Annotated in this window: 16 protein-coding genes; 3 read left to right on the forward strand and 13 right to left on the reverse strand. The window is 63.4% G+C overall.

What is annotated here, in order from left to right; translation table 11 throughout:
- The 4 genes from V9L18_RS18060 to V9L18_RS18075 form a co-directional block, all read right to left on the reverse strand.
- The coding region (locus V9L18_RS18060) for a cbb3-type cytochrome c oxidase subunit I (RefSeq protein ID WP_337348537.1) at positions 1 to 339 on the reverse strand (339 nt) is incomplete at its 3' end.
- 10 nt (positions 340 to 349) lie between these two features.
- Positions 350 to 1222: an aa3-type cytochrome oxidase subunit II gene (ctaC, locus tag V9L18_RS18065; protein ID WP_337348538.1), complete on the reverse strand. Its 873-nt coding sequence runs from the start codon at positions 1220 to 1222 to the stop codon at positions 350 to 352.
- Positions 1223 to 1406: 184 nt separating this feature from the next.
- The gene (locus tag V9L18_RS18070; protein WP_066291471.1) at positions 1407 to 1796 is read right to left on the reverse strand and encodes a HesB/IscA family protein; all 390 of its coding nucleotides are present in this window, start codon (positions 1794 to 1796) and stop codon (positions 1407 to 1409) included.
- 206 nt (positions 1797 to 2002) lie between these two features.
- Complete coding sequence (locus V9L18_RS18075; protein WP_337348539.1) at positions 2003 to 3433, reverse strand: dipeptidase; 1431 nt, start codon at positions 3431 to 3433, stop codon at positions 2003 to 2005.
- Positions 3434 to 3599: 166 nt separating this feature from the next.
- Between V9L18_RS18075 and V9L18_RS18080 the strand changes: the two genes are divergently transcribed.
- The gene (locus V9L18_RS18080; RefSeq protein ID WP_337348622.1) at positions 3600 to 4202 is read left to right on the forward strand and encodes a DUF3043 domain-containing protein; all 603 of its coding nucleotides are present in this window, start codon (positions 3600 to 3602) and stop codon (positions 4200 to 4202) included.
- Positions 4203 to 4289: 87 nt separating this feature from the next.
- Here the strand turns inward: V9L18_RS18080 and V9L18_RS18085 are convergent, their stop codons facing one another.
- Complete coding sequence (locus V9L18_RS18085; RefSeq protein ID WP_337348540.1) at positions 4290 to 5360, reverse strand: quinone-dependent dihydroorotate dehydrogenase; 1071 nt, start codon at positions 5358 to 5360, stop codon at positions 4290 to 4292.
- A gap of 122 nt (positions 5361 to 5482) precedes the next feature.
- On the opposite strand from V9L18_RS18085, the gene V9L18_RS18090 reads away from it, so the two are divergent.
- The gene (locus tag V9L18_RS18090; RefSeq protein WP_337348541.1) at positions 5483 to 6487 is read left to right on the forward strand and encodes an alpha/beta hydrolase; all 1005 of its coding nucleotides are present in this window, start codon (positions 5483 to 5485) and stop codon (positions 6485 to 6487) included.
- Here V9L18_RS18090 and V9L18_RS18095 read toward each other — a convergent pair.
- The 3 genes from V9L18_RS18095 to leuA all read right to left on the reverse strand — a co-directional run bounded on the left by V9L18_RS18095 (position 6475) and on the right by leuA (position 9903).
- Positions 6475 to 7320 carry an isoprenyl transferase gene (locus V9L18_RS18095; RefSeq protein ID WP_337348542.1) on the reverse strand — a complete coding sequence of 282 codons (846 nt, stop codon included), beginning with the start codon at positions 7318 to 7320 and terminating at the stop codon, positions 6475 to 6477. The two genes, V9L18_RS18090 and V9L18_RS18095, sit on opposite strands and share 13 nt — an antisense overlap.
- Positions 7321 to 7322: 2 nt before the next feature.
- Positions 7323 to 8075 (reverse strand): DNA repair protein RecO, encoded by a 753-nt coding sequence (recO, locus tag V9L18_RS18100; RefSeq protein WP_337348543.1) that lies wholly within the window; start codon positions 8073 to 8075, stop codon positions 7323 to 7325.
- A gap of 88 nt (positions 8076 to 8163) precedes the next feature.
- Positions 8164 to 9903 (reverse strand): 2-isopropylmalate synthase, encoded by a 1740-nt coding sequence (leuA, locus tag V9L18_RS18105; RefSeq protein WP_337348544.1) that lies wholly within the window; start codon positions 9901 to 9903, stop codon positions 8164 to 8166.
- A 253-nt stretch (positions 9904 to 10156) separates the two neighbouring features.
- On the opposite strand from leuA, the gene V9L18_RS18110 reads away from it, so the two are divergent.
- Positions 10157 to 12109, forward strand: coding sequence for a M13 family metallopeptidase (locus V9L18_RS18110; RefSeq protein ID WP_337348545.1), 1953 nt, complete (start codon positions 10157 to 10159; stop codon positions 12107 to 12109).
- A 67-nt stretch (positions 12110 to 12176) separates the two neighbouring features.
- On the opposite strand, the gene V9L18_RS18115 is transcribed toward V9L18_RS18110, so the two are convergent.
- From V9L18_RS18115 to V9L18_RS18135, 5 genes are all read right to left on the reverse strand, one after another.
- The gene (locus V9L18_RS18115; RefSeq protein ID WP_443197971.1) at positions 12177 to 13760 is read right to left on the reverse strand and encodes an LCP family protein; all 1584 of its coding nucleotides are present in this window, start codon (positions 13758 to 13760) and stop codon (positions 12177 to 12179) included.
- A 98-nt stretch (positions 13761 to 13858) separates the two neighbouring features.
- Positions 13859 to 14818 carry a GTPase Era gene (era, locus tag V9L18_RS18120; protein ID WP_337348546.1) on the reverse strand — a complete coding sequence of 320 codons (960 nt, stop codon included), beginning with the start codon at positions 14816 to 14818 and terminating at the stop codon, positions 13859 to 13861.
- A complete protein-coding gene (locus V9L18_RS18125; RefSeq protein WP_337348547.1) occupies positions 14802 to 16133 on the reverse strand; it encodes a hemolysin family protein in 1332 nt (443 codons plus the stop codon). The genes era and V9L18_RS18125 overlap by 17 nt, the downstream gene beginning before the upstream one ends.
- On the reverse strand, positions 16130 to 16603 hold the full coding sequence (ybeY, locus tag V9L18_RS18130; RefSeq protein ID WP_337348548.1) for an rRNA maturation RNase YbeY: 474 nt from the start codon (positions 16601 to 16603) through the stop codon (positions 16130 to 16132). The genes V9L18_RS18125 and ybeY overlap by 4 nt, the downstream gene beginning before the upstream one ends.
- Entirely contained in the window at positions 16600 to 17685 is a 1086-nt protein-coding gene (locus V9L18_RS18135; RefSeq protein WP_337348549.1) for a PhoH family protein, read from the reverse strand. Before V9L18_RS18135 ends, ybeY begins: the two co-directional genes overlap by 4 nt.
- Between the last annotated feature and the right edge of the window lie 311 nt (positions 17686 to 17996).

Raw genomic sequence — 17996 nt, forward strand, 5'->3', positions numbered from 1 at the left:
AGGTGCACCAATCTGCAGGGGCATGATGACGTTGGCGAAGCCGGCGAACAGCGGGGTGGCGAACATCAGCAGCATCACGGTGCCGTGCATCGTGAACAGCTGGTTGTACTGCTCCTTGGTCTGCAGGATCTGCATGCCGGGCTCGAACAGCTCGGCCCGGATCAGCAGGGCCATGACGCCGCCGAGGCAGAAGAACACGAAAGAGGCGATCAGGTACATGTACCCGATGGTCTTGTGGTCTGTGGAAGTGATCCAGTTGACGACGATGCGTCCCTTGGATTTAGGAACCACGGGAGCGGTGAGCACTCCGGTGGGTGCGGATTGAGTGTATGTAGCCACGTCGCTCCCCTTACTTAATTTCGTTCAGGTTCGGGTTGCGGTCGTACTCTTCGCCGAGGAGACCCGTGTTGCCAGCATCGCGCAGTTCGTCCATGTGGGCCGCGAATTCGGCCTCGGACACTACCTTCACGCGGAACAGCATTTCGGAGTGGTACTCGCCACAGAGTTCGGCGCACTTGCCGTCGTACGTGCCCTCTTTGGTGGGGGTGAACCTGATGTAGTTGGTCTTGCCCGGGATCATGTCGCGCTTCTGCAGGAAGGCGGGAACCCAGAACGAGTGGATGACATCGCGGGAGTTCAGTTCCAGGTCCACGGACTTGCCAACGGGCAGGTACAGCGTGGGGAGCTTCTCTTTATCGATGGTGTCGCCGGTGAGGTGTGCCTGCACCCCGGCCTCATGGACGTCGTCTTCGACGACGTCGCCGGCCTTGTAGTTGAAGTCCCAGGCCCACTGCTTGCCGCGGACGTCCACAACGACGTCGGCGGGCTGTGAGCGGTCATCGATGGCCTGCTGGTCGCGGTCGGTGAAGTAGAAGAACACCAGGACCATGAACAGCGGGATGGTCAGGTAGAAGACCTCAAGCGGCAGGTTGAAGCTGATCTGCTTCGGGAAGCCCTTGGTCCCCTTGCGGCGGCGGTAGGCAACCAGGCACCAGACGATCAAACCCCAAGTAATGATGCCTACAACAAGTGCGGCGATCCATGAGTTGACCCAGAGGTCCATGATCCGGTCAGTGTGATTGGTGGTGCCACGCTCGGTGGGCAGCCACCCCTTCTCTACCTCTGGCGAACATCCAGTCAAAACCAACGCGCCGGCAAGTGCCAAGCCTGAGATCGAAGTGATCGTTTTGCGTCGGCTGCCGGTTCGGTTCTGCGAACTCACAGACGGCCCTTCCTACTTGTTGCTGTTACCCGGCAACGTTGGCTGCCCGGGCACACTAAAAGTTTTACTACTCGGTGTAGAGCTTACCGCTCCGCCGGGCGTTTCGCCCACATGTCGGCACAGTGCGGCCGTGCCGTTTCGGGCACGGCCGCACGAGGTGCCGCCATCGGGCGAAAAGTCCGGGTCAGTGGAACGAATCCCCGCAGGCGCAGGAGCCGCCGGCGTTGGGGTTGTCGATGGTGAAGCCCTGCTTCGAAATGGTGTCCTCAAAGTCAATGCTGGCCCCGCTGAGGTAGGGCACGCTCATCTTGTCGACGACGACTTCAACGCCGTCGTAGTCGCGGACGGCGTCGCCATCGAGCAGGCGCTCGTCAAAGTAAAGCTGGTAAATGAGTCCGGAGCAGCCGCCCGGCTGGACAGCGACGCGGAGGCGGAGATCGGTCCGGCCTTCCTGTTCGAGGAGGCTGCGTACCTTGCCTGCGGCGACGTCAGTCAGCTTGACCTCGTGGGCGGCCAGTTCATCGCTGGCAGCGCTGGTGGTTTCGGTGCTGTTCTCATTGGTTGCGGTGCTCATTGGCCTACCTTCTTAGGACGGTCCTCGGCGGCCCCGCATCAGCGGTGCCTGCCCCTACGGAAACGGTATGGGCTATAGCTACATGCTACGTCGGTCAGACGTATAGCTCTAACTCCTGACGTAACCGTGGAAGGCTGATTGTTGTTCCCTGGGCGTGGCTCGCACCCCCGACGGCGGCGGTGGACTCCTCGGCCGCCGTCGAAAGTTCAGTCCAGCCCGTCGGCATTCAGGCGGGCAAGCAGCAGCGCCTCCGCCACGATGGCATTCCGGAAATCCTCCAGGTGGAGGGATTCGTTGGCGCTGTGCGCCCTGGAATCAGGGTCCTCCACGCCGGTGACGAGGATCTGCACGGCCGGGTACAGCTCGGTCAGGTCTGCGATGAACGGGATGGAACCACCGATTCCCATTTCCACGGCAGGCACACCCCAGGCTTCGCGCAGTGCCCAGAGTGCCAGGGAGGCTGCTTTCGAGGACGTGTCTGTCAGGAACGAATTACCGCTCTCCCCCGGAGTAAACACGACCTTCGCGCCAAACGGCACGTTGGCCTCGACGTGCCGACGCACGGCGTCCATCGCGTCGGCGGGAACCTGCCCCGGCGCGATCCGGAGGCTGAACTTAGCCCTTGCTCGCGGCAACAGCGTATTCGATGCCATATCCACGGCCGGGGCATCAAAGCCGATGATGGACAGCGCAGGCTTGGTCCACAGCCGCGAGGCGATGCTGCCGGAGCCCGCCAATTTGACACCCTCAAGCACCGAGGCGTCCGCCCGGTATTCGGCTTCCGTGAGGTCCACGGCCACGTCGTCACGGGACACCAGGCCGTCGATGGCCACGTTGCCCTCTTCATCGTGGAAGGTGGCAATGAGGCGTGCCAGCAGCGTAGGAGCGTCCAGGACTGGGCCGCCGAACATCCCCGAGTGCACTGCGTGCTCCAGCACCTGGACTTCGATGGTGCCGTCCACCAGTCCGCGCAGGCTGGTGGTCAGGGCAGGAACGCCCACTTTCCAGTTGCTTGAGTCAGCCACCACGATCACGTCGGCGCGAAGCAGTTCCCGGTGGGCTTCGAGGAAGGACCGGAAGGTGGGCGATCCAGCCTCCTCTTCGCCCTCGAAAAAGAACGTCACGCCCAAGCCCAGATCGTCCGCGAGGACTTTGGAGACGGCCGAGTAGGCCGCCACGTGCGCCATGATTCCCGCTTTGTCGTCGGCAGCGCCCCGGCCATAGAGCCTGCCGTCCTTTTCGACGGCGGCAAACGGCTCCGTCTCCCACAACGCCGGATCTCCAGGTGGCTGAACGTCATGGTGGGCGTACAGGAGGATGGTCGGCTTGCCGTTCGAGGCCTCGCGGCGGGCGACGACAGCGGGCCCGCCCGGAGTGCCGTCTTCCTTGTCGCACCGGAGGATCCGGACGTCTTCCACGCCCGACCGCGTCAACAGATCCGCCACGGCCTGGGCGCTGCGGTCCAGGGGTTCGGGATCGAAACTTGGCCAGGCGATGCCGGGGATGGACACCAGTTCCTTAAGTTGGGCCACGGTGGCCCCAAATGCCTGGTCGATAGAACGGCGGAGTTCCTCGGCGTGGATGCTGCCTGCAGGACTGCCGGAGTTGTGCGGGGTCGCCGCTGTGGGAGAAGTCATGGCAAAACCCTACCTGCGCCGGGCACAGCGTGGGCCACACCACAACCCGAAGCTGTTAGGCACTTTCGGCGACGGCGGGCACAAAGATATGGGACTGCCCGCGCGTGACGCCGGACCCCCGCCGTCACGGGGCCGGAGGCACGCCGCCGCAGGGTATTCTGTTGGGGTGTTCGGACGTAAAAAGGAAGCGCCCTCGGCGCAGGAAATCATAGACCAGCAGGCCGCGGAAGCAGCCGCCCGGCAGGACGCCGCGGCAGGCAAAGGTGTGCCCACTCCCAAGCGCAAAGCGCAGGAAGCAGCCCGCAAACGCCCGCTGGTGCCGGAGGACCGCAAGGCCTCCAAGGCGGCTGAGCGCCAGGCAGTCCAGGACCAGCGAATGAAGATGAGGCAGGCACTGGACACTGGTGACGAAAGGTTCCTGCCGCTGCGGGACAAGGGCCCGCAGAAGCGCTTCGCCCGCGACTACGTCGATGCCCGCTTCAGCCTGGGCGAGTACTTGATGTTCGGCGCACTGGTTTTTGTCATCATTTCGCTGCTGGTGCCGTCCACCAGTGATCAGATGATTTACGTCCTGGGCGGTTTCTGGGTGATGTTCCTGGCCGTTTTCGTGGACGTCTTTATCCTGTCCCGCAAGCTCCGTAAGCGGCTGGCCGCGAAATTCGGCGAGGTGGAGCGGGGCGTTGTCTGGTACGGCTCCATGCGGTCGCTGCAATTCCGCAAACTGCGTTTGCCCAAGCCGCTCGTCAAGCGCGGCGAATACCCCTCCTGAACTTTCCGGCCGGTGCACACGCGTCGGCCCTGAGCTACGGAAAACCCCGGCGGTGATACCGCCGGGGTTTTTTGTCTCTGCGGAGCCTCAGGCCCGGCGGTTCTTGGCGAGCTGCCGGTTGATCCGTGCCGCCCAGAAGGGCCCTTCATAAAGGAAGGCTGTGTAGCCCTGGACGAGTGTGGCACCGGCATCCAGGCGGTCCTGGACATCCTGGGCATTCTCGACGCCGCCAACGGCCACCAGCGTGAGGGCACCTCCTGTGGCGTCCCTCAGCCGGCGAAGCACCTCGAGCGAACGCTGCTTAAGTGGGGCGCCGGACAGGCCACCGGCACCGCATTTTTCAACACTCTCGGGCGGCGAGCTAAGCCCGGAGCGTCCGATGGTGGTGTTAGTGGCAATGATGCCGTCCAGCCCAAGGTCAAGCGCCAGGCGTGCGACGTCGTCGATATCTTCGTCGCTGAGGTCAGGCGCAATTTTGACCAGCAAGGGAACGTGCCGGCCCGCAGCCCGGTCAGCTTCCTCCCCCACCGCTGTCAGCAGCGGGCGAAGGCTCTCAACGTCCTGCAGCAGCCGCAGCCCGGGGGTATTGGGCGAACTGACGTTGACTACCAAATAGTCGGCAGCGGGCGCGAGGCTCCGGGCACTGACCAGATAGTCCGCGACGGCGTCCTCGAGTTCAACGACCTTGCTCTTGCCGATATTTACGCCGATGACGGGACGGACGCCGGGGTGCCTGCGCTGAAGCGCGGCACGCGCAGCCTTCAGCCGCGGCTCAACGGTGGCAGCGCCGTCGTTATTGAAGCCCATTCTGTTGATGACCGCCCGGTCCTGGACCAACCTGAAAAGGCGGGGCTTCGGATTGCCCGGCTGCGCCTGGCCGGTGATGGTTCCTACTTCCACATGCCCAAAGCCCAGTTCGGTGAGAGCCTCTATTCCGTGGCCTTCCTTGTCAAAGCCCGCCGCGAGGCCAAACGGCGAGGGGAAGGTAATCCCGAAGGCCGTGGTCTGCAGTGACGGCGACGGTGCAGTGAACTTCTGCAGGATCCTGCCGGCACCGGAGGAATGCGCAAGCCTGATGCCCTTGAATCCGATCTTGTGGGCGCGTTCGGCGTCCATCCATGAAAAGGCCAGCTTAAAGAATGTGGGATATACGCGCATGCCTCTAGTTTTCCGTCTGCGACGGCACAGACCAAACCGGAACCCCAATATCGGCCAATACGCCGGCTGGGTGTCGGAGCAAGCGGCTACTCATGAGTAGGGACGCGGACTAGCATAATTCCATGATCTGGCACCCGGATATCCTTGGTGACGACTTTGAAGCGTGCAGCTTCGAGGCGGCCGGTGATGACGGTGTGGCGCGCACCGCGACGCTCGTGAGGCACCGCCCGGCTGGTGCACCGGTCACAAAGGCTTCCAGCCGCCGTCGGGCAGTGCTCTTCCTGCACGGCTGGAGTGACTACTTTTTCAATGTGGACCTCGCCCGGTTCTGGACAGAGCGAGGCTACGAATTCTTTGCCCTGGACATGCACAACCATGGCCGGAGCCTGCGCCCGGATGCCCCCGGCGGCTATGTGGCAAACCTCGCGGACTACGACGCGGAGATCAGCAAGGCAATCGGCATCATCAGCGGCGATGGGCCGGAGCCGGAGCTCACCATGATGGGGCATTCCACCGGTGGACTGGTTGCCGCGCTGTGGGTGAGCGACCACCCTGGGGCCGCCTCGCATCTGATCCTGAACAGCCCATGGCTGGAAATGCATGGCAATTCGTTGGTCCGCCGTGCCGCCTCCACCATGGTTGGACCCATGGCCCGCTTCCGGCCCGAGGCCATATTGCGCCTTCCCGAACGGGGCTTCTACTGGCGCACCATCAGCAGTTCGGCTGAAGGCGAGTGGGCCCTGGACGACCGATACCGGCCGCCGATGGCATTCCCGTTGCGTGCGGGTTGGCTAAGCGCCGTCCTTGCCGGGCACGCGAGGGTGGCACGGGGCCTGGGCATTGAGATCCCCATCCTTGTCCTCCTTTCGGGAGGAAGCGCGAATGGGCCCTTCTGGACCGAAGAAATGCGGCGCACAGACGCCGTCCTCGACGTTAACATCATTGCCCTGCGGGCATTGACGTTGGGGCGCACAGTAACGGTGGAACGGATCGACGGCGCCCTGCACGATGTCTTCCTCTCGCCGGCCCGGGTCCGCGCCGATGCGTACGCCCGGCTGGAGCGATGGTTGCGCGGTTACGCCGGGGCAAGCTCCAATGACACCGCTCGGGATTCCTACCCGGGCTGACCCTTTGCAGCGCTGCCCGGCAACGCGGCATCCACCGCACCACCGTAGCGCCGGTCCCGCTGGGCGTAAATTTCGACGGCGTCCCAGAGGGTCCGCCGGTCCACATCAGGCCACAGCGTGTCCATAAAGACAAACTCGGCGTACGCTGACTGCCACAGCAGGAAGTTGGACAACCGTTGCTCCCCCGAACTCCGCAGGAACAAGTCCACGTCCGGCAGGTCCGGTTCGTCGAGATACTTCTGGATCGTCTTCTCGGTGATGGCGCCAGGCTTGAGCCGTCCCGCCGCCACCTCGGCGGCAATCGCCGATACGGCATCGGTGATCTCGGCGCGTCCGCCGTAATTAACACACATGTTCAACGTGCACGTGCTGTTGCCGGCGGTGTATTCCTCCGCCTCTTCCAGCTCCCGAATGACCGAACCCCACAGCCTGGGCCGGCGTCCCGACCAGCGGACCCGCACGCCCCACGCGTCCAACTGGTTCCGCTGGCGTCGTAGCACATCCTTGTTAAAACCCATCAGGAACCGGACCTCTTCGGGCGAGCGGCGCCAGTTCTCGGTGGAGAAGGCGTAGACACTCACATACTCGATGCCGAGTTCGATGGCACCTGCCATGACATCCAGCAACGCTGGCTCCCCCGCCTTGTGCCCCTCAATCCGGGGCAGTCCGCGCTGGTTGGCCCAGCGGCCGTTGCCGTCCATCACGATGGCCACGTGCCGGGGAATGAATTCGGCAGGAATCGACGGCGCCACCGCACCTGAGGGGTGCGGGTACGGTGCTACCACGGGGGTGGTCCGCTTTCGGGACGGGCTGTTCTTTCTTCCCAAGGCCACAGTCAGCTACGCTCCACATGTTTGAGTGATTTCACGACACGTTCCAAGTGCCATTGCAGGTAGGCCGCTACCAGTCCGGCAGCTTCCCGTCGATGAGCGGGCAGCGATCCATCCGCCGTCGGCCAATCCCCTGTCAGCAGGGCACCCAGCAGGACAACGGTTTCCGCTGCCGGCGCCGGAGAGCCGGGCGGGCGGCAGTTGCCGCACACCATCCCGCCTACGGGGGCCGAAAACGCCGTGTGCGGTCCAGGGGTGCCGCAGCGGGCACAATCCGTAAAGCTGGGAGCCCAGCCGCCGGTGGCTAGAGCCCGCAGGAGGTAGGAATCCAGAATTAGCCCGGCGGAGTGTTCATCCCGGCTCAGCGATGCCAGCGCCCCTACGAGCAGGTTGTACTGGGCCGTTCCCGCTTCGCCGTCGACGTCGGTAAGCTTTTCGGCGGTTTCCGTCATGGCCGCGGCCACCGTGTAGCGGCCATAGTCCGCGGCGATATTTCCGCCGTAGGCGCCCTTGGCGATGGCCTGGGTGACGATGTCCAGCGTTTTCCCGGACACGAGCTGGAGGTCGGCCACCATGAACGGTTCAAGTCTGGCGCCGAAACGGCTGCTGGTCCGTCGCACACCTTTGGCGACGGCCCGGATCTGCCCGTGGTGCTTGGTCAGCAGCGTGATGATGCGGTCGGCCTCGCCCAGCTTGTGGGTGCGGAGCACCACGGCGTCATCCCGGTAGGACCGGGCAGCGAAGGATTGTTGGACCACGCTTAATCTTCCCATTGTCTGGCGGAATGCGGCCCATTGGGACGGGCAGGCGTTGCGCGCCGGGTGCCGGCGCGCAACGCGTTCCGGGTCAGGCGCGGGCGTCCCTGATGGCGCGGTTGACGGCGGAGATGACTGCCTTGAGAGAGGACATGCTGGTGTTGGCATCGATGCCGATTCCCCACAGGACCCGCTCCCCCACTGCGCATTCGACGTAGGCTGCGGCCATGGCGTTGCCGCCTTCGGACAAGGCGTGCTCGCTGTAGTCGAGGACCCTGACGTCAACGCCATCCTGGCCGAGGATGTCCAGCAGCGCGGCGATGGGGCCGTTGCCGGTCCCGGTCCGGCTGACCTGGCTGCCGTCGATGCCGAGGGACGCGTGCAGCGTCATGCCGCCGTTCTCGTCAGTTTCGGTGCGGACAGTGCCAAGGGAATAGCGCCCCCACTGCCCTTCGGATTCACTCGCAGGCAGGTATTCGTCCTGGAAGACCTGCCACAGCTGGGCTCCGCTGACCTCGCCCCCCACGGTGTCGGTGCGCTTCTGGATCACTCCGGAGAATTCGATCTGGGCGCGGCGCGGCAGGTCCAGGCTGTGCTCGTTCTTGAGCAAGTAGGCCACGCCGCCTTTGCCGGACTGGGAGTTGACCCTGATGACGGCTTCGTAGCTGCGGCCCAGGTCCTTGGGATCCACCGGCAGGTACGGGACCTGCCACGTGAAGTCGGCTACGTCCTTGCCTGCGGCGGCAGCGTCGCGCTCCAGCGCTTCGAAGCCCTTCTTGATGGCGTCCTGGTGCGAGCCTGAGAACGCCGTGAAGACCAGGTCCCCGCCGTACGGGGAACGTTCGGCCACGGGCAGCTGGTTGCAGTACTCCACGGTGCGCCGGACGTCGTCGATGTCCGAGAAGTCGATCATCGGGTCAATGCCCTGGACGAAGAGGTTCAGCCCCAGCGTCACCAGGTCGACGTTGCCGGTCCGTTCGCCGTTGCCGAAGAGGCAGCCTTCAATCCTGTCAGCACCGGCCATGTAGCCCAGCTCAGCGGCAGCGACGCCGGTGCCGCGGTCGTTGTGCGGGTGCAGGGACAGGATGATGCCCTCGCGTGGGTGCAGGTGCCGGCTCATCCATTCGATGGAATCGGCGTAGACATTAGGGGTGGCCATTTCGACCGTGGCCGGCAGGTTAATGATGACCTGGCTGTCTGCGGAGGCTTCAAAAACATCGGCGACGGCGTTGCACACACGGACCGCATACTCCAGTTCCGTGCCGGTGAACGATTCCGGGGAGTATTCGTACGTCACGTGCGTATCGACGAGCGTTTCCTCGTACTTCTTGCACAACCGGGCGCCCTGGAGTGCGATGTCCAGGATTCCGTCTTCATCCTGGTTGAACACCACGCGGCGCTGCAGGACGGACGTGGAGTTGTAGAGGTGGACGATGGCCTGCTTGGCGCCTACCAGGGACTCGTACGTCCGCTCAATCAGGTGTTCACGGGCCTGGGTCAGGACCTGGATCGTGACGTCGTCGGGGATGTGGTTGCCCTCGATGAGCTGGCGGACGAAGTCAAAGTCGGTCTGGGACGCTGACGGGAACCCGACTTCGATCTCCTTGTAGCCCATGCGGACCAGCAGGTCGAACATCTTCATTTTGCGGGCGGGGCTCATCGGGTCAATCAGGGCCTGGTTGCCGTCGCGCAGGTCCACTGCGCACCAGCGCGGAGCCTTGGTGATGATTTTGTCCGGCCACGTGCGGTCCGGCAGTTCAACCGTGATCTGTTCGTGGAACGGGCGGTACCGGTGGGCGGGCATTCCAGAGGGCTTCTGTGCGTTTCGCATTACTATCGGGGCCTTTTCTATGGTTCTTATCTGAAAGGTGGCCGGGCAACACAAACTCCGCGACGAGGATGGGCCTTGCGCTAGATCGCGTCTGAGGCCTCGCCGCGGCAGATAAGAAGAAGGAGCTCTGCGCGCACCTTTTGAGGGTAGCACGCGTGCGTAAGATGAGAGTGCACCACCGTCCTTATCGTCCAGCATGCAGACGCTGCGCCAGTGCCGGCACCGGCACGGACCGTCGCACGAAGGAGCTTACGTGCCCATCTCGGGGATCGATCTGTCCAACTTTGACCACAGCGTCCGGCCGCAGGATGACCTGTACCAGCATGTGAACGGGTCCTGGCTCAAGTCCACCGAAATTCCTGATGACCGCCCACTGGAAGGAACATTCACGGCCCTGCGGGACGGAGCAGAGATCGCAGTCCGGGACATCATTGAGGAAGCCGCCGGCAAGGGCGAAACAGCCAGCGGCATCGAACGGAAGGTCGGGGACCTCTACAACAGCTTCATGGATGAAGCAACGGTGGAGGCAAAGGGCATGGAACCTATCCGCGACCGGCTGGCCCAGGTGTTCGCCACCAGCACGGTGGCGGAGCTCGTGGCACTGGCCGGCAAGCTGTTTCGCGCCGATGTCTCAGGGCTTTTCTACATCTACCCCGCCCCGGATGCCGGGAACCCGGACCGAATCCTGCTGTACACCGGCCAAGGCGGCCTCGGATTGCCGGATGAGTCCTACTACCGCGAAGAGAAGTTCGCGCCGATGGTCTCGGCATACAGTGAGCACGTCCGCACGATGTTCACCCTTGCGGGCATCGACAACCCCGGGGACGCGGCCGCCCGGGTGGTGGCGCTGGAAACCCGGCTGGCTTCGCACCACTGGGACAACGTCACCCTTCGCGACCCGCAGAAGACGTACAACCTGAAGACCGCCGAGGAGGCCGCCGGGCTGTTCCCCCTGCTGGGGACCTGGTTCGACGCCGCCGGAATCGATGCCGACAAACGGCAGGAAATTGTTGTCAGCACACCGGACTTCTTTACCGGGGCCAGCGGACTGATCGAGTCGGAGCCCCTCGCGGTGTGGCAGGAATGGCTCGCGATGCGGGTTATCGGTGCGGCCGCGCCCTATCTTTCACAGGTCTTCGTGGATGCCAACTTCGCGTTCTACGGAACCACCATCAGCGGCACGCCACGGAACAAGGACCGCTGGAAGCGGGGTGTCGGCGTCGTTGAGGCAGCCCTCGGTGAAGCCGTAGGCCAGATCTATGTCTCCCGGCATTTCCCCGAGACGCACAAGGCACGGATGCAGACCCTGGTGGCCAACCTCATCGAGGCCTACCGCCAAAGCATCACGGGCCTTGACTGGATGGGCGAGGACACCAAAGCCGAAGCGCTGCGGAAGCTCGCCGCGTTCCGCGCGAAGATCGGCTACCCGGACAAGTGGATTGACTACTCTGCGGTGGAGATCGATCCGAAGGACCTGTTGGGGAACATTGAGCGGGCCCACAATGCCGACGTCGACCGCCATCTGGATGAGGTGGGCAAGCCCGTGGACCTGAACAAGTGGCTGATGACCCCACAGACGGTCAATGCCTACTACCACCCGATGCTGAACGAGATCGTCTTCCCGGCAGCCATTCTCCAGCCGCCGTTCTTTACCGCGGACGCCGATGACGCCGTCAATTACGGTGGCATCGGGGCTGTCATCGGCCACGAAATCGGCCACGGTTTTGACGATCAGGGATCCCAGTTCGACGGCGGCGGCGCGCTGCGCAACTGGTGGACAGAGGAGGACCGGAAGGCGTTTGAGGAGCTAACGGCCAAGCTCGTAGCCCAGTACGATGCATTGTCCCCGTACGCCGCGCCGGGCCACAACGTTAATGGCAGGCTGACGCTTGGCGAAAACATCGGCGACCTCGGCGGTTTGACCATCGCCTACAAGGCCTATCTCATCAGCCTTGACGGCAAGGAACCGGAAGTCCTGGACGGGCTGACCGGACAGCAGCGCTTCTTCGCCTCATGGGCTGCCGGGTGGCGGCAAGTCATCAGGTCGGAGGAGGCCATCCGGAGGCTGGCCACCGATCCCCACTCCCCCAACGAGTTCCGGACCAATGCCATCGCCAAGAACTTGGATGCCTTCCATGATGCCTTTGGCGTGACCGAAGCGGACGGCATGTGGATGTCGCCCAAGGACCGCGTCAGTATCTGGTAACCACCCCTCAGCAAAGGCGGGCCGGCACATCAGTGCGGCCCGCCTTTGCTTGCTTCTGAAGTGCCCGTCAGCCGGAGACGATGAGTTCCGGATTGGCCTGTTGGCAGACGGCGTCGCCGGCAGTCTGGTTCACGATGTCCTCGGGTAGGGCCACGGCCCCGTACTTGGCGCCGCTGGTGAAGTCGGTTCCAAGGTAAACCTCCACACCCACCAGGGCGGGGGCGGGCAGGATCTGTCCAGCAGGAATCCCAAGCAGCGCAGCCACGTCCGTGGCCACGTCCTCGAAGCCAGGTCCGTAGTACACCACAGACTGTGCCACTGCCTGGGCTTCGAGTTGTCCGGTCTGGGCGAAGCCACCTGAGACCAACGCCTGGACAATCTCCTGCGCGCGCCCGGGAACGCTGGTGCCGTTTGCCACCGTCACGGGCTGGAGTGTTTTGTCGTAGGGCGGCAGCGGCGTCGTCGTTTCCGTGGGCGCCGCAGTGGGTGGAGCGGTTGCCGGGTCAGTGGGTGATGGCGACGGCGTGGTGGGCGCCGTGGGATCAGTGAGGTCCACGTCCTTGCGGAGTGCCGAGAACAACTGGGCGCCTGCCGGCTCAGCGATCTCCAGCCGGTTCACGTCCAGCCGCGCAGTGGTGGTGGGTACGGCAACGAAGGCGACCTTGCTGATGTCAATGTCCTTGAGCCGGTTCCCGATGGTGAGCAGTGACGGCACAGATGCCAGTCCCTCGTCCACGGTCAGGTTCTGCGTGACCACGTCAGCGATGCGGAGCATCTTGGAGGGGTCGGACAGGGTGCCTTCGTCTTTGATCTTGCGGGTCAGGGAGGAGAGGAAGCCCTGCTGTGCCTTGATCCGCCCGAGGTCCCCGCCGTCGGCGAAGGCATGCCGGGTGCGCAGGAAGGCGAGGGCCATTTCGCCTTCCACAGAGGATGTGCCCTTTGGGAGCCGGAGGCGTGAATCCGGATCGTAGACGGCGTCACTAATACAGACTTCAACACCGCCCACGGTGTTGGAGAGTTCCTTGACAGCGTTGAAGTCCGCCATCATGAAGTGGTCGACTTCGAGCCCGGTGAGCTTGTTGACGGTGTCAACGGCACAGCCTATGCCGGCTTGGGCCATGGCCTCATTGATCATGACTCCGCTGCGGGCCGGGTAGACCTGGTTCGTCTTCTGGTCCTTGCACTGGGGAATGTCCACCAGCAGGTCACGGGGGAAACTGATGACATTGACGCGCTTGTTGTCGGCGGAAATGTCCATCAGCATCATCACGTCAGATTGTCCATACCCGCTGGAGTCCTCGGCCGTGCCGTATTCGGAGTTCTTGCCGTCCCTGGTGTCAGAGCCGAGGATCAGGATTTGCATCCGGTCGTTGGAGTCGCTGACAGGCTGGGCGGTGCCGTCCCCTGCGGTGAGCGGTGCTTTGGAGATGTTTGACTGCAGGCGGAAGTACCAATAGCCGGCGAAAGCCAGGCCGCCTACCACCACAACGGTGACGAGCGCGGTGGCTACTTTCAGCCATACCGGCATCCCGCGCTCGGGCCCAAGGTGGCGGGCGGCGCCCACCGCGGCATCTTCCGCGTGACGGGAAACTGGTCCTGATCCGGCTGACAGATCAGCTCCGTACTCGCGCTTGTCGCGGCCTCGCACCACAGGATGTACCTTCCTCTAAAATCTGAATCCGGCCCATTTTAGTAGTCCAGGCTGGGAAAAAGCCGGGTGCCGCCGTCGGGGCACAGGCTAAGACGTTCTCAGAAGCCTAGCTTGACCAGCTGTTTGGGGTCGCGCTGCCAGTCCTTGGCTACCTTCACATGGAGATCAAGGTAGATCCGGGTGCCCAGCAGGGCCTCGATTCCCTTTCGGGCATTCGTGCCCACTTCGCGGAGCCTGCTGCCTCCCTTGCCGATAATGATTGCCTTCTGGGAGGGCCGTTCCACATAGAGGTTCACCCGCACGTCGAGCAGTTGGTTGTCCTCTGCCCGTCCTTCGCGGGGTACGATCTCGTCCACGACCACCGCCAGGGAGTGGGGCAGCTCATCGCGAACTCCCTCCAGGGCGGCCTCGCGAATCAGCTCAGCCACCATTACGGCTTCGGGCTCATCGGTAAGTTCGCCGCCGGGATACAGCGGAGGCGACGGCGGCATGTGGCTGATGAGCACATCGGCCACAGTTTCGACCTGGAAACCGTCAGCGGCTGAGACCGGAACGATGTCCTTCCAGCCTTCGTCCCCGAAGACCTCACGGCCGAGGGCGGCGACGGCGAGGAGCTGTTCCGTCAGCGCCTGGCGATCAACCAGGTCCGCTTTGGTGACGATGGCGATGACCGGCTTGTTGCCCACTGCGGCCAGCTGGGCAGCGATGTACTTGTCGCCGGGACCGATCTTTTCGTTGGCCGGGAGGCAGAACCCGATGGCGTCCACCTCGGCCAGGGTGTCTGCCACAAGATCGTTAAGGCGTTTACCCAGCAGCGTGCGGGGACGGTGCAGCCCGGGGGTATCCACCAGGATCAGCTGGGCGTCGTCACGGTGGACGATCCCGCGGATCGTGTGCCGGGTGGTCTGGGGCTTGGCCGAGGTGATGGCCACCTTCTTGCCCACCAACGCGTTGGTCAGCGTCGATTTGCCGGCGTTCGGGCGCCCCACCAGGACCGAAAAGCCGGCGCGGAAGCCACCGAAATCTTCATTGGAAGGGGCTTTACTTTTCTTGCTCACGTGGAACTCCCTGCTGGGTTGTTTCCGCCTCGTCGAGGAGGTCTTCAAGGTCAGTGTCTACTTTTGGTACGGCTGCCGCAACGATGTGGCTGACGCGGTTGCGGCGGCCTTCAAGCCGTTCGGCGCGCAGCGAGATGCCGCCCACCTCGACGGTGCTTCCCACGATCGGCACCCGGCCGAGGGCCTTCGCCAGCAGCCCGCCAACGGTGTCCACTTCGTCGTCGTCGAGTTCAATATCAAAAAGCTCGCCGAGGTCATCGATGCTCATGCGGGAGCTGACCCGGTAGGAGCCATCATCCAGTGCCACGGCTTCGGCACTTTCGGTATCGTATTCGTCCACGATTTCCCCGACGATCTCCTCGATGAGATCTTCCAGCGTGACCAGGCCCGCCGTGCCACCGTATTCATCGATGACGATGGCCACATGCGTGGATTCTTTCTGTAGCTCACGAAGCAGGTCGCTGACCGGCTTGGACTCCGGAACGTACCGCACCTCACGGGCCAAGGACTCGACAGGCGGTGGTTCCTCGTCCGGCGCCAATTCGTGCAGAGTGGCTGCGACGTCCTTCAGGTAGACGATTCCCAGGATCTGGTCCGTATTGTCCTGGATCACCGGAATCCTGGAATAGCCGGAGCGCAGGAACAAGGACATTGCCCGCCTGAGGCTGGACCCGGCGTCGATGCTGAGGATGTCAGTCCGGGGAACCATGACGGCGCGCACCAGCGTGTCGCCAAAGTCGAAGACGGACTGGATCATCTCCGCCTCGGTGTCCTCAATCATGTCCGATTCACTGGCCCGGTCCACAAGTTCGCGGAATTCCTGTTCGCTGAAGAATGCTTCGTCCCCGCCGGGCGCACCGGGCGCCGCAGCACTGCCCAGTGCCACCAGCCATGCCGGAATGGGACCAAGGACCCAGGTGAGGAACCGGATCAGCGGGGCCGTGAACCTCACGACAGCTGCCGAATGGAGCCGTCCGAGTTGCCGGGGAGAGACGCCAACGATCACGAAACCGAGCAGGGCCATGATGCCCGTGGCTGCCAGCCCGGCGAGCCAGACGTTGTCCAGCAGGCTGTGCAGCAGGACGGCCACGGCCACTGCCGAGGCCATCTCGAACCAGATCCGCCAAAACCTCAGCGCGCGGATGTGCGCCACCGGGTGGGCCATGATGCTTTTCATGGCGTTTCCGCGGCTCCTGAGGAGAGCCTCTTCGGCGTCGTGCCGTGGAAGGAAATTGAACGCAGCCTCAGCCGCGGTCAGGATGGCGGCAATGCTGAGGAAAGCCAGGGCCATGCCAACAAGGAGCAGGGGCGTCACTGCGTGGTCTCGGCGGGAGCTTCTTTGCCGGTGAAGCCGGACAGCAGTTCGCGCTGGAGCCCAAACATTTCAGCTTTTTCTTCGGGCTCTGCGTGGTCGTACCCCAAGAGGTGGAGGATACCGTGGGTGGTCAGCAGGAGCATCTCATCCTGGAGGGAGTGGCCCGCATTTTTGGCCTGGACTTTGGCAACCTGCGGGCAGACTGCAATGTCACCCAGCATTCCCTGCGGAGTGGGCCGGTCCGGAGTTCCAGGGGTCAGTTCATCCATGGGGACGGAGAGCACGTCTGTGGAACCGGGCTCGTCCATCAATTCAAGATGAAGTTTTTCCATCGCTGGTTCATCCACGAGGAGAATGGACAGTTCAGCCTGGGGGTGGATATAAAGCTGGCCAAAGATGTACCTGGACAGTGCAACCAGCTCCGCCTCGTCCACTTGGATACCGGATTCGTTGTTCACTTCAATGCTCATGCCCGCTCCCCCTGCTTTTCACGGCTCACCGAGTGCTTCACCCGGTTCCGTTGGACATCGTCCCAGACGCTGTACGCCTGCACAATGTCACCGACAAGGCGATGGCGTACGACGTCCGTCGCGTCCAGGACGGAGAAATTGATGTCCTCGATACCGCGCAGGATCTCCTCCACGATCCGCAATCCGGAACGCGTCCCAAACGGCAGGTCCACCTGGGTGACGTCCCCGGTCACCACCATTTTGGAACCAAAGCCGAGCCTGGTCAGGAACATCTTCATCTGTTCGGGTGTGGTGTTCTGCGCTTCGTCAAGGATGATGAAGGCATCGTTGAGCGTACGTCCGCGCATATAGGCCAAGGGCGCCACTTCGATGGTGCCGGCGGCCATCAGCCGCGGGATGGACTCCGGGTCCATCATGTCGTGCAGCGCGTCGTAGAGGGGACGGAGGTAGGGGTCGATTTTGTCGCTGAGCGTGCCGGGCAGGAAACCAAGCCGCTCCCCCGCTTCGACGGCCGGCCGGGTGAGGATAATGCGGCTGACTTCCTTCTGCTGAAGCGCCTGGACGGCCTTCGCCATGGCGAGGTAAGTCTTGCCGGTTCCGGCAGGACCGATGCCGAAAATCACCGTGTTGGCGTCGATCGCGTCTACGTAGTTTTTCTGGTTCAGCGTTTTGGGCCGGATGGTCCTGCCCCGGCTGGAAAGAATGTCATGGGTCAGGACATCGACCGGGTTTTGCAGGGACTGGCTCCGCAGCAGCGCCACCAGTTGCTGCAGCACTGCGGGGCTGATCACCGTGCCACGGGCTACCAGGCCCCGGACCTCCTGTAGCAGCCGCATGATCCTGGGGACATCGGCCGCCGGGCCGCTGATGGACAGTTCGTTGCCCCGCACATGGAAATTGACGGCGGGAAACTGATCTTCGATGAAACGCAACGCCTCATCGTGGCTACCGAGCGACTGGACCATCTGATCGGAGTTATCAAAGACAACCACCTCCGTCCGGATGCCGGGAAGGGTGTGGGGAAATTCTCCTGCGGTGCGCTCAGTGTTCAGCCGGCGCTTTCCGTTAGCTGATTCAGTCATGGTGCTGGCCCGCAGGCCTATGGTCCCCTCCAGTTCAAGTACGTAATCCCGCAGACCGCCGTGGCGTGTGGTCCCGCCCGTCGGAGGTCTCCGGATTCATACCATCTTACGCCAGCGCGCCGCTGTCAGCGGCTGGGGGCAGCCTTCCGCCAGTGCCGGAACGGCCCATGTGGGCGGGAAGTTGCCGTCATTAGGTATCAACTTCATATCGGCCTCATATCGTTCCCGTTGCAGTTGTACCGGGCAGCCGTCTTGCGCCACCGAGGCGACTTTCCTTATGCAATGCTGGAAATTCAAGGCCGTCCGGGGAC

Origin of the sequence: Pseudarthrobacter sp. CCNWLW217, assembly GCF_037203985.1 — a bacterium.
Classification (GTDB): domain Bacteria; phylum Actinomycetota; class Actinomycetes; order Actinomycetales; family Micrococcaceae; genus Arthrobacter.

Bases quoted from the DNA above. Each gene is read 5' to 3' on its own strand.
- V9L18_RS18070 (WP_066291471.1), bottom strand. From the start codon at position 1,796: ATGAGCACCGCAACCAATGAGAACAGCACCGAAACCACCAGCGCTGCC.
- V9L18_RS18075 (WP_337348539.1), bottom strand. From the start codon at position 3,433: ATGACTTCTCCCACAGCGGCGACCCCGCACAACTCCGGCAGTCCTGCA.
- V9L18_RS18085 (WP_337348540.1), bottom strand. From the start codon at position 5,360: ATGCGCGTATATCCCACATTCTTTAAGCTGGCCTTTTCATGGATGGAC.
- V9L18_RS18090 (WP_337348541.1), top strand. From the start codon at position 5,483: ATGATCTGGCACCCGGATATCCTTGGTGACGACTTTGAAGCGTGCAGC.
- leuA (WP_337348544.1), bottom strand. From the start codon at position 9,903: ATGCGAAACGCACAGAAGCCCTCTGGAATGCCCGCCCACCGGTACCGC.
- ybeY (WP_337348548.1), bottom strand. From the start codon at position 16,603: ATGAGCATTGAAGTGAACAACGAATCCGGTATCCAAGTGGACGAGGCG.
- V9L18_RS18135 (WP_337348549.1), bottom strand. From the start codon at position 17,685: ATGACTGAATCAGCTAACGGAAAGCGCCGGCTGAACACTGAGCGCACC.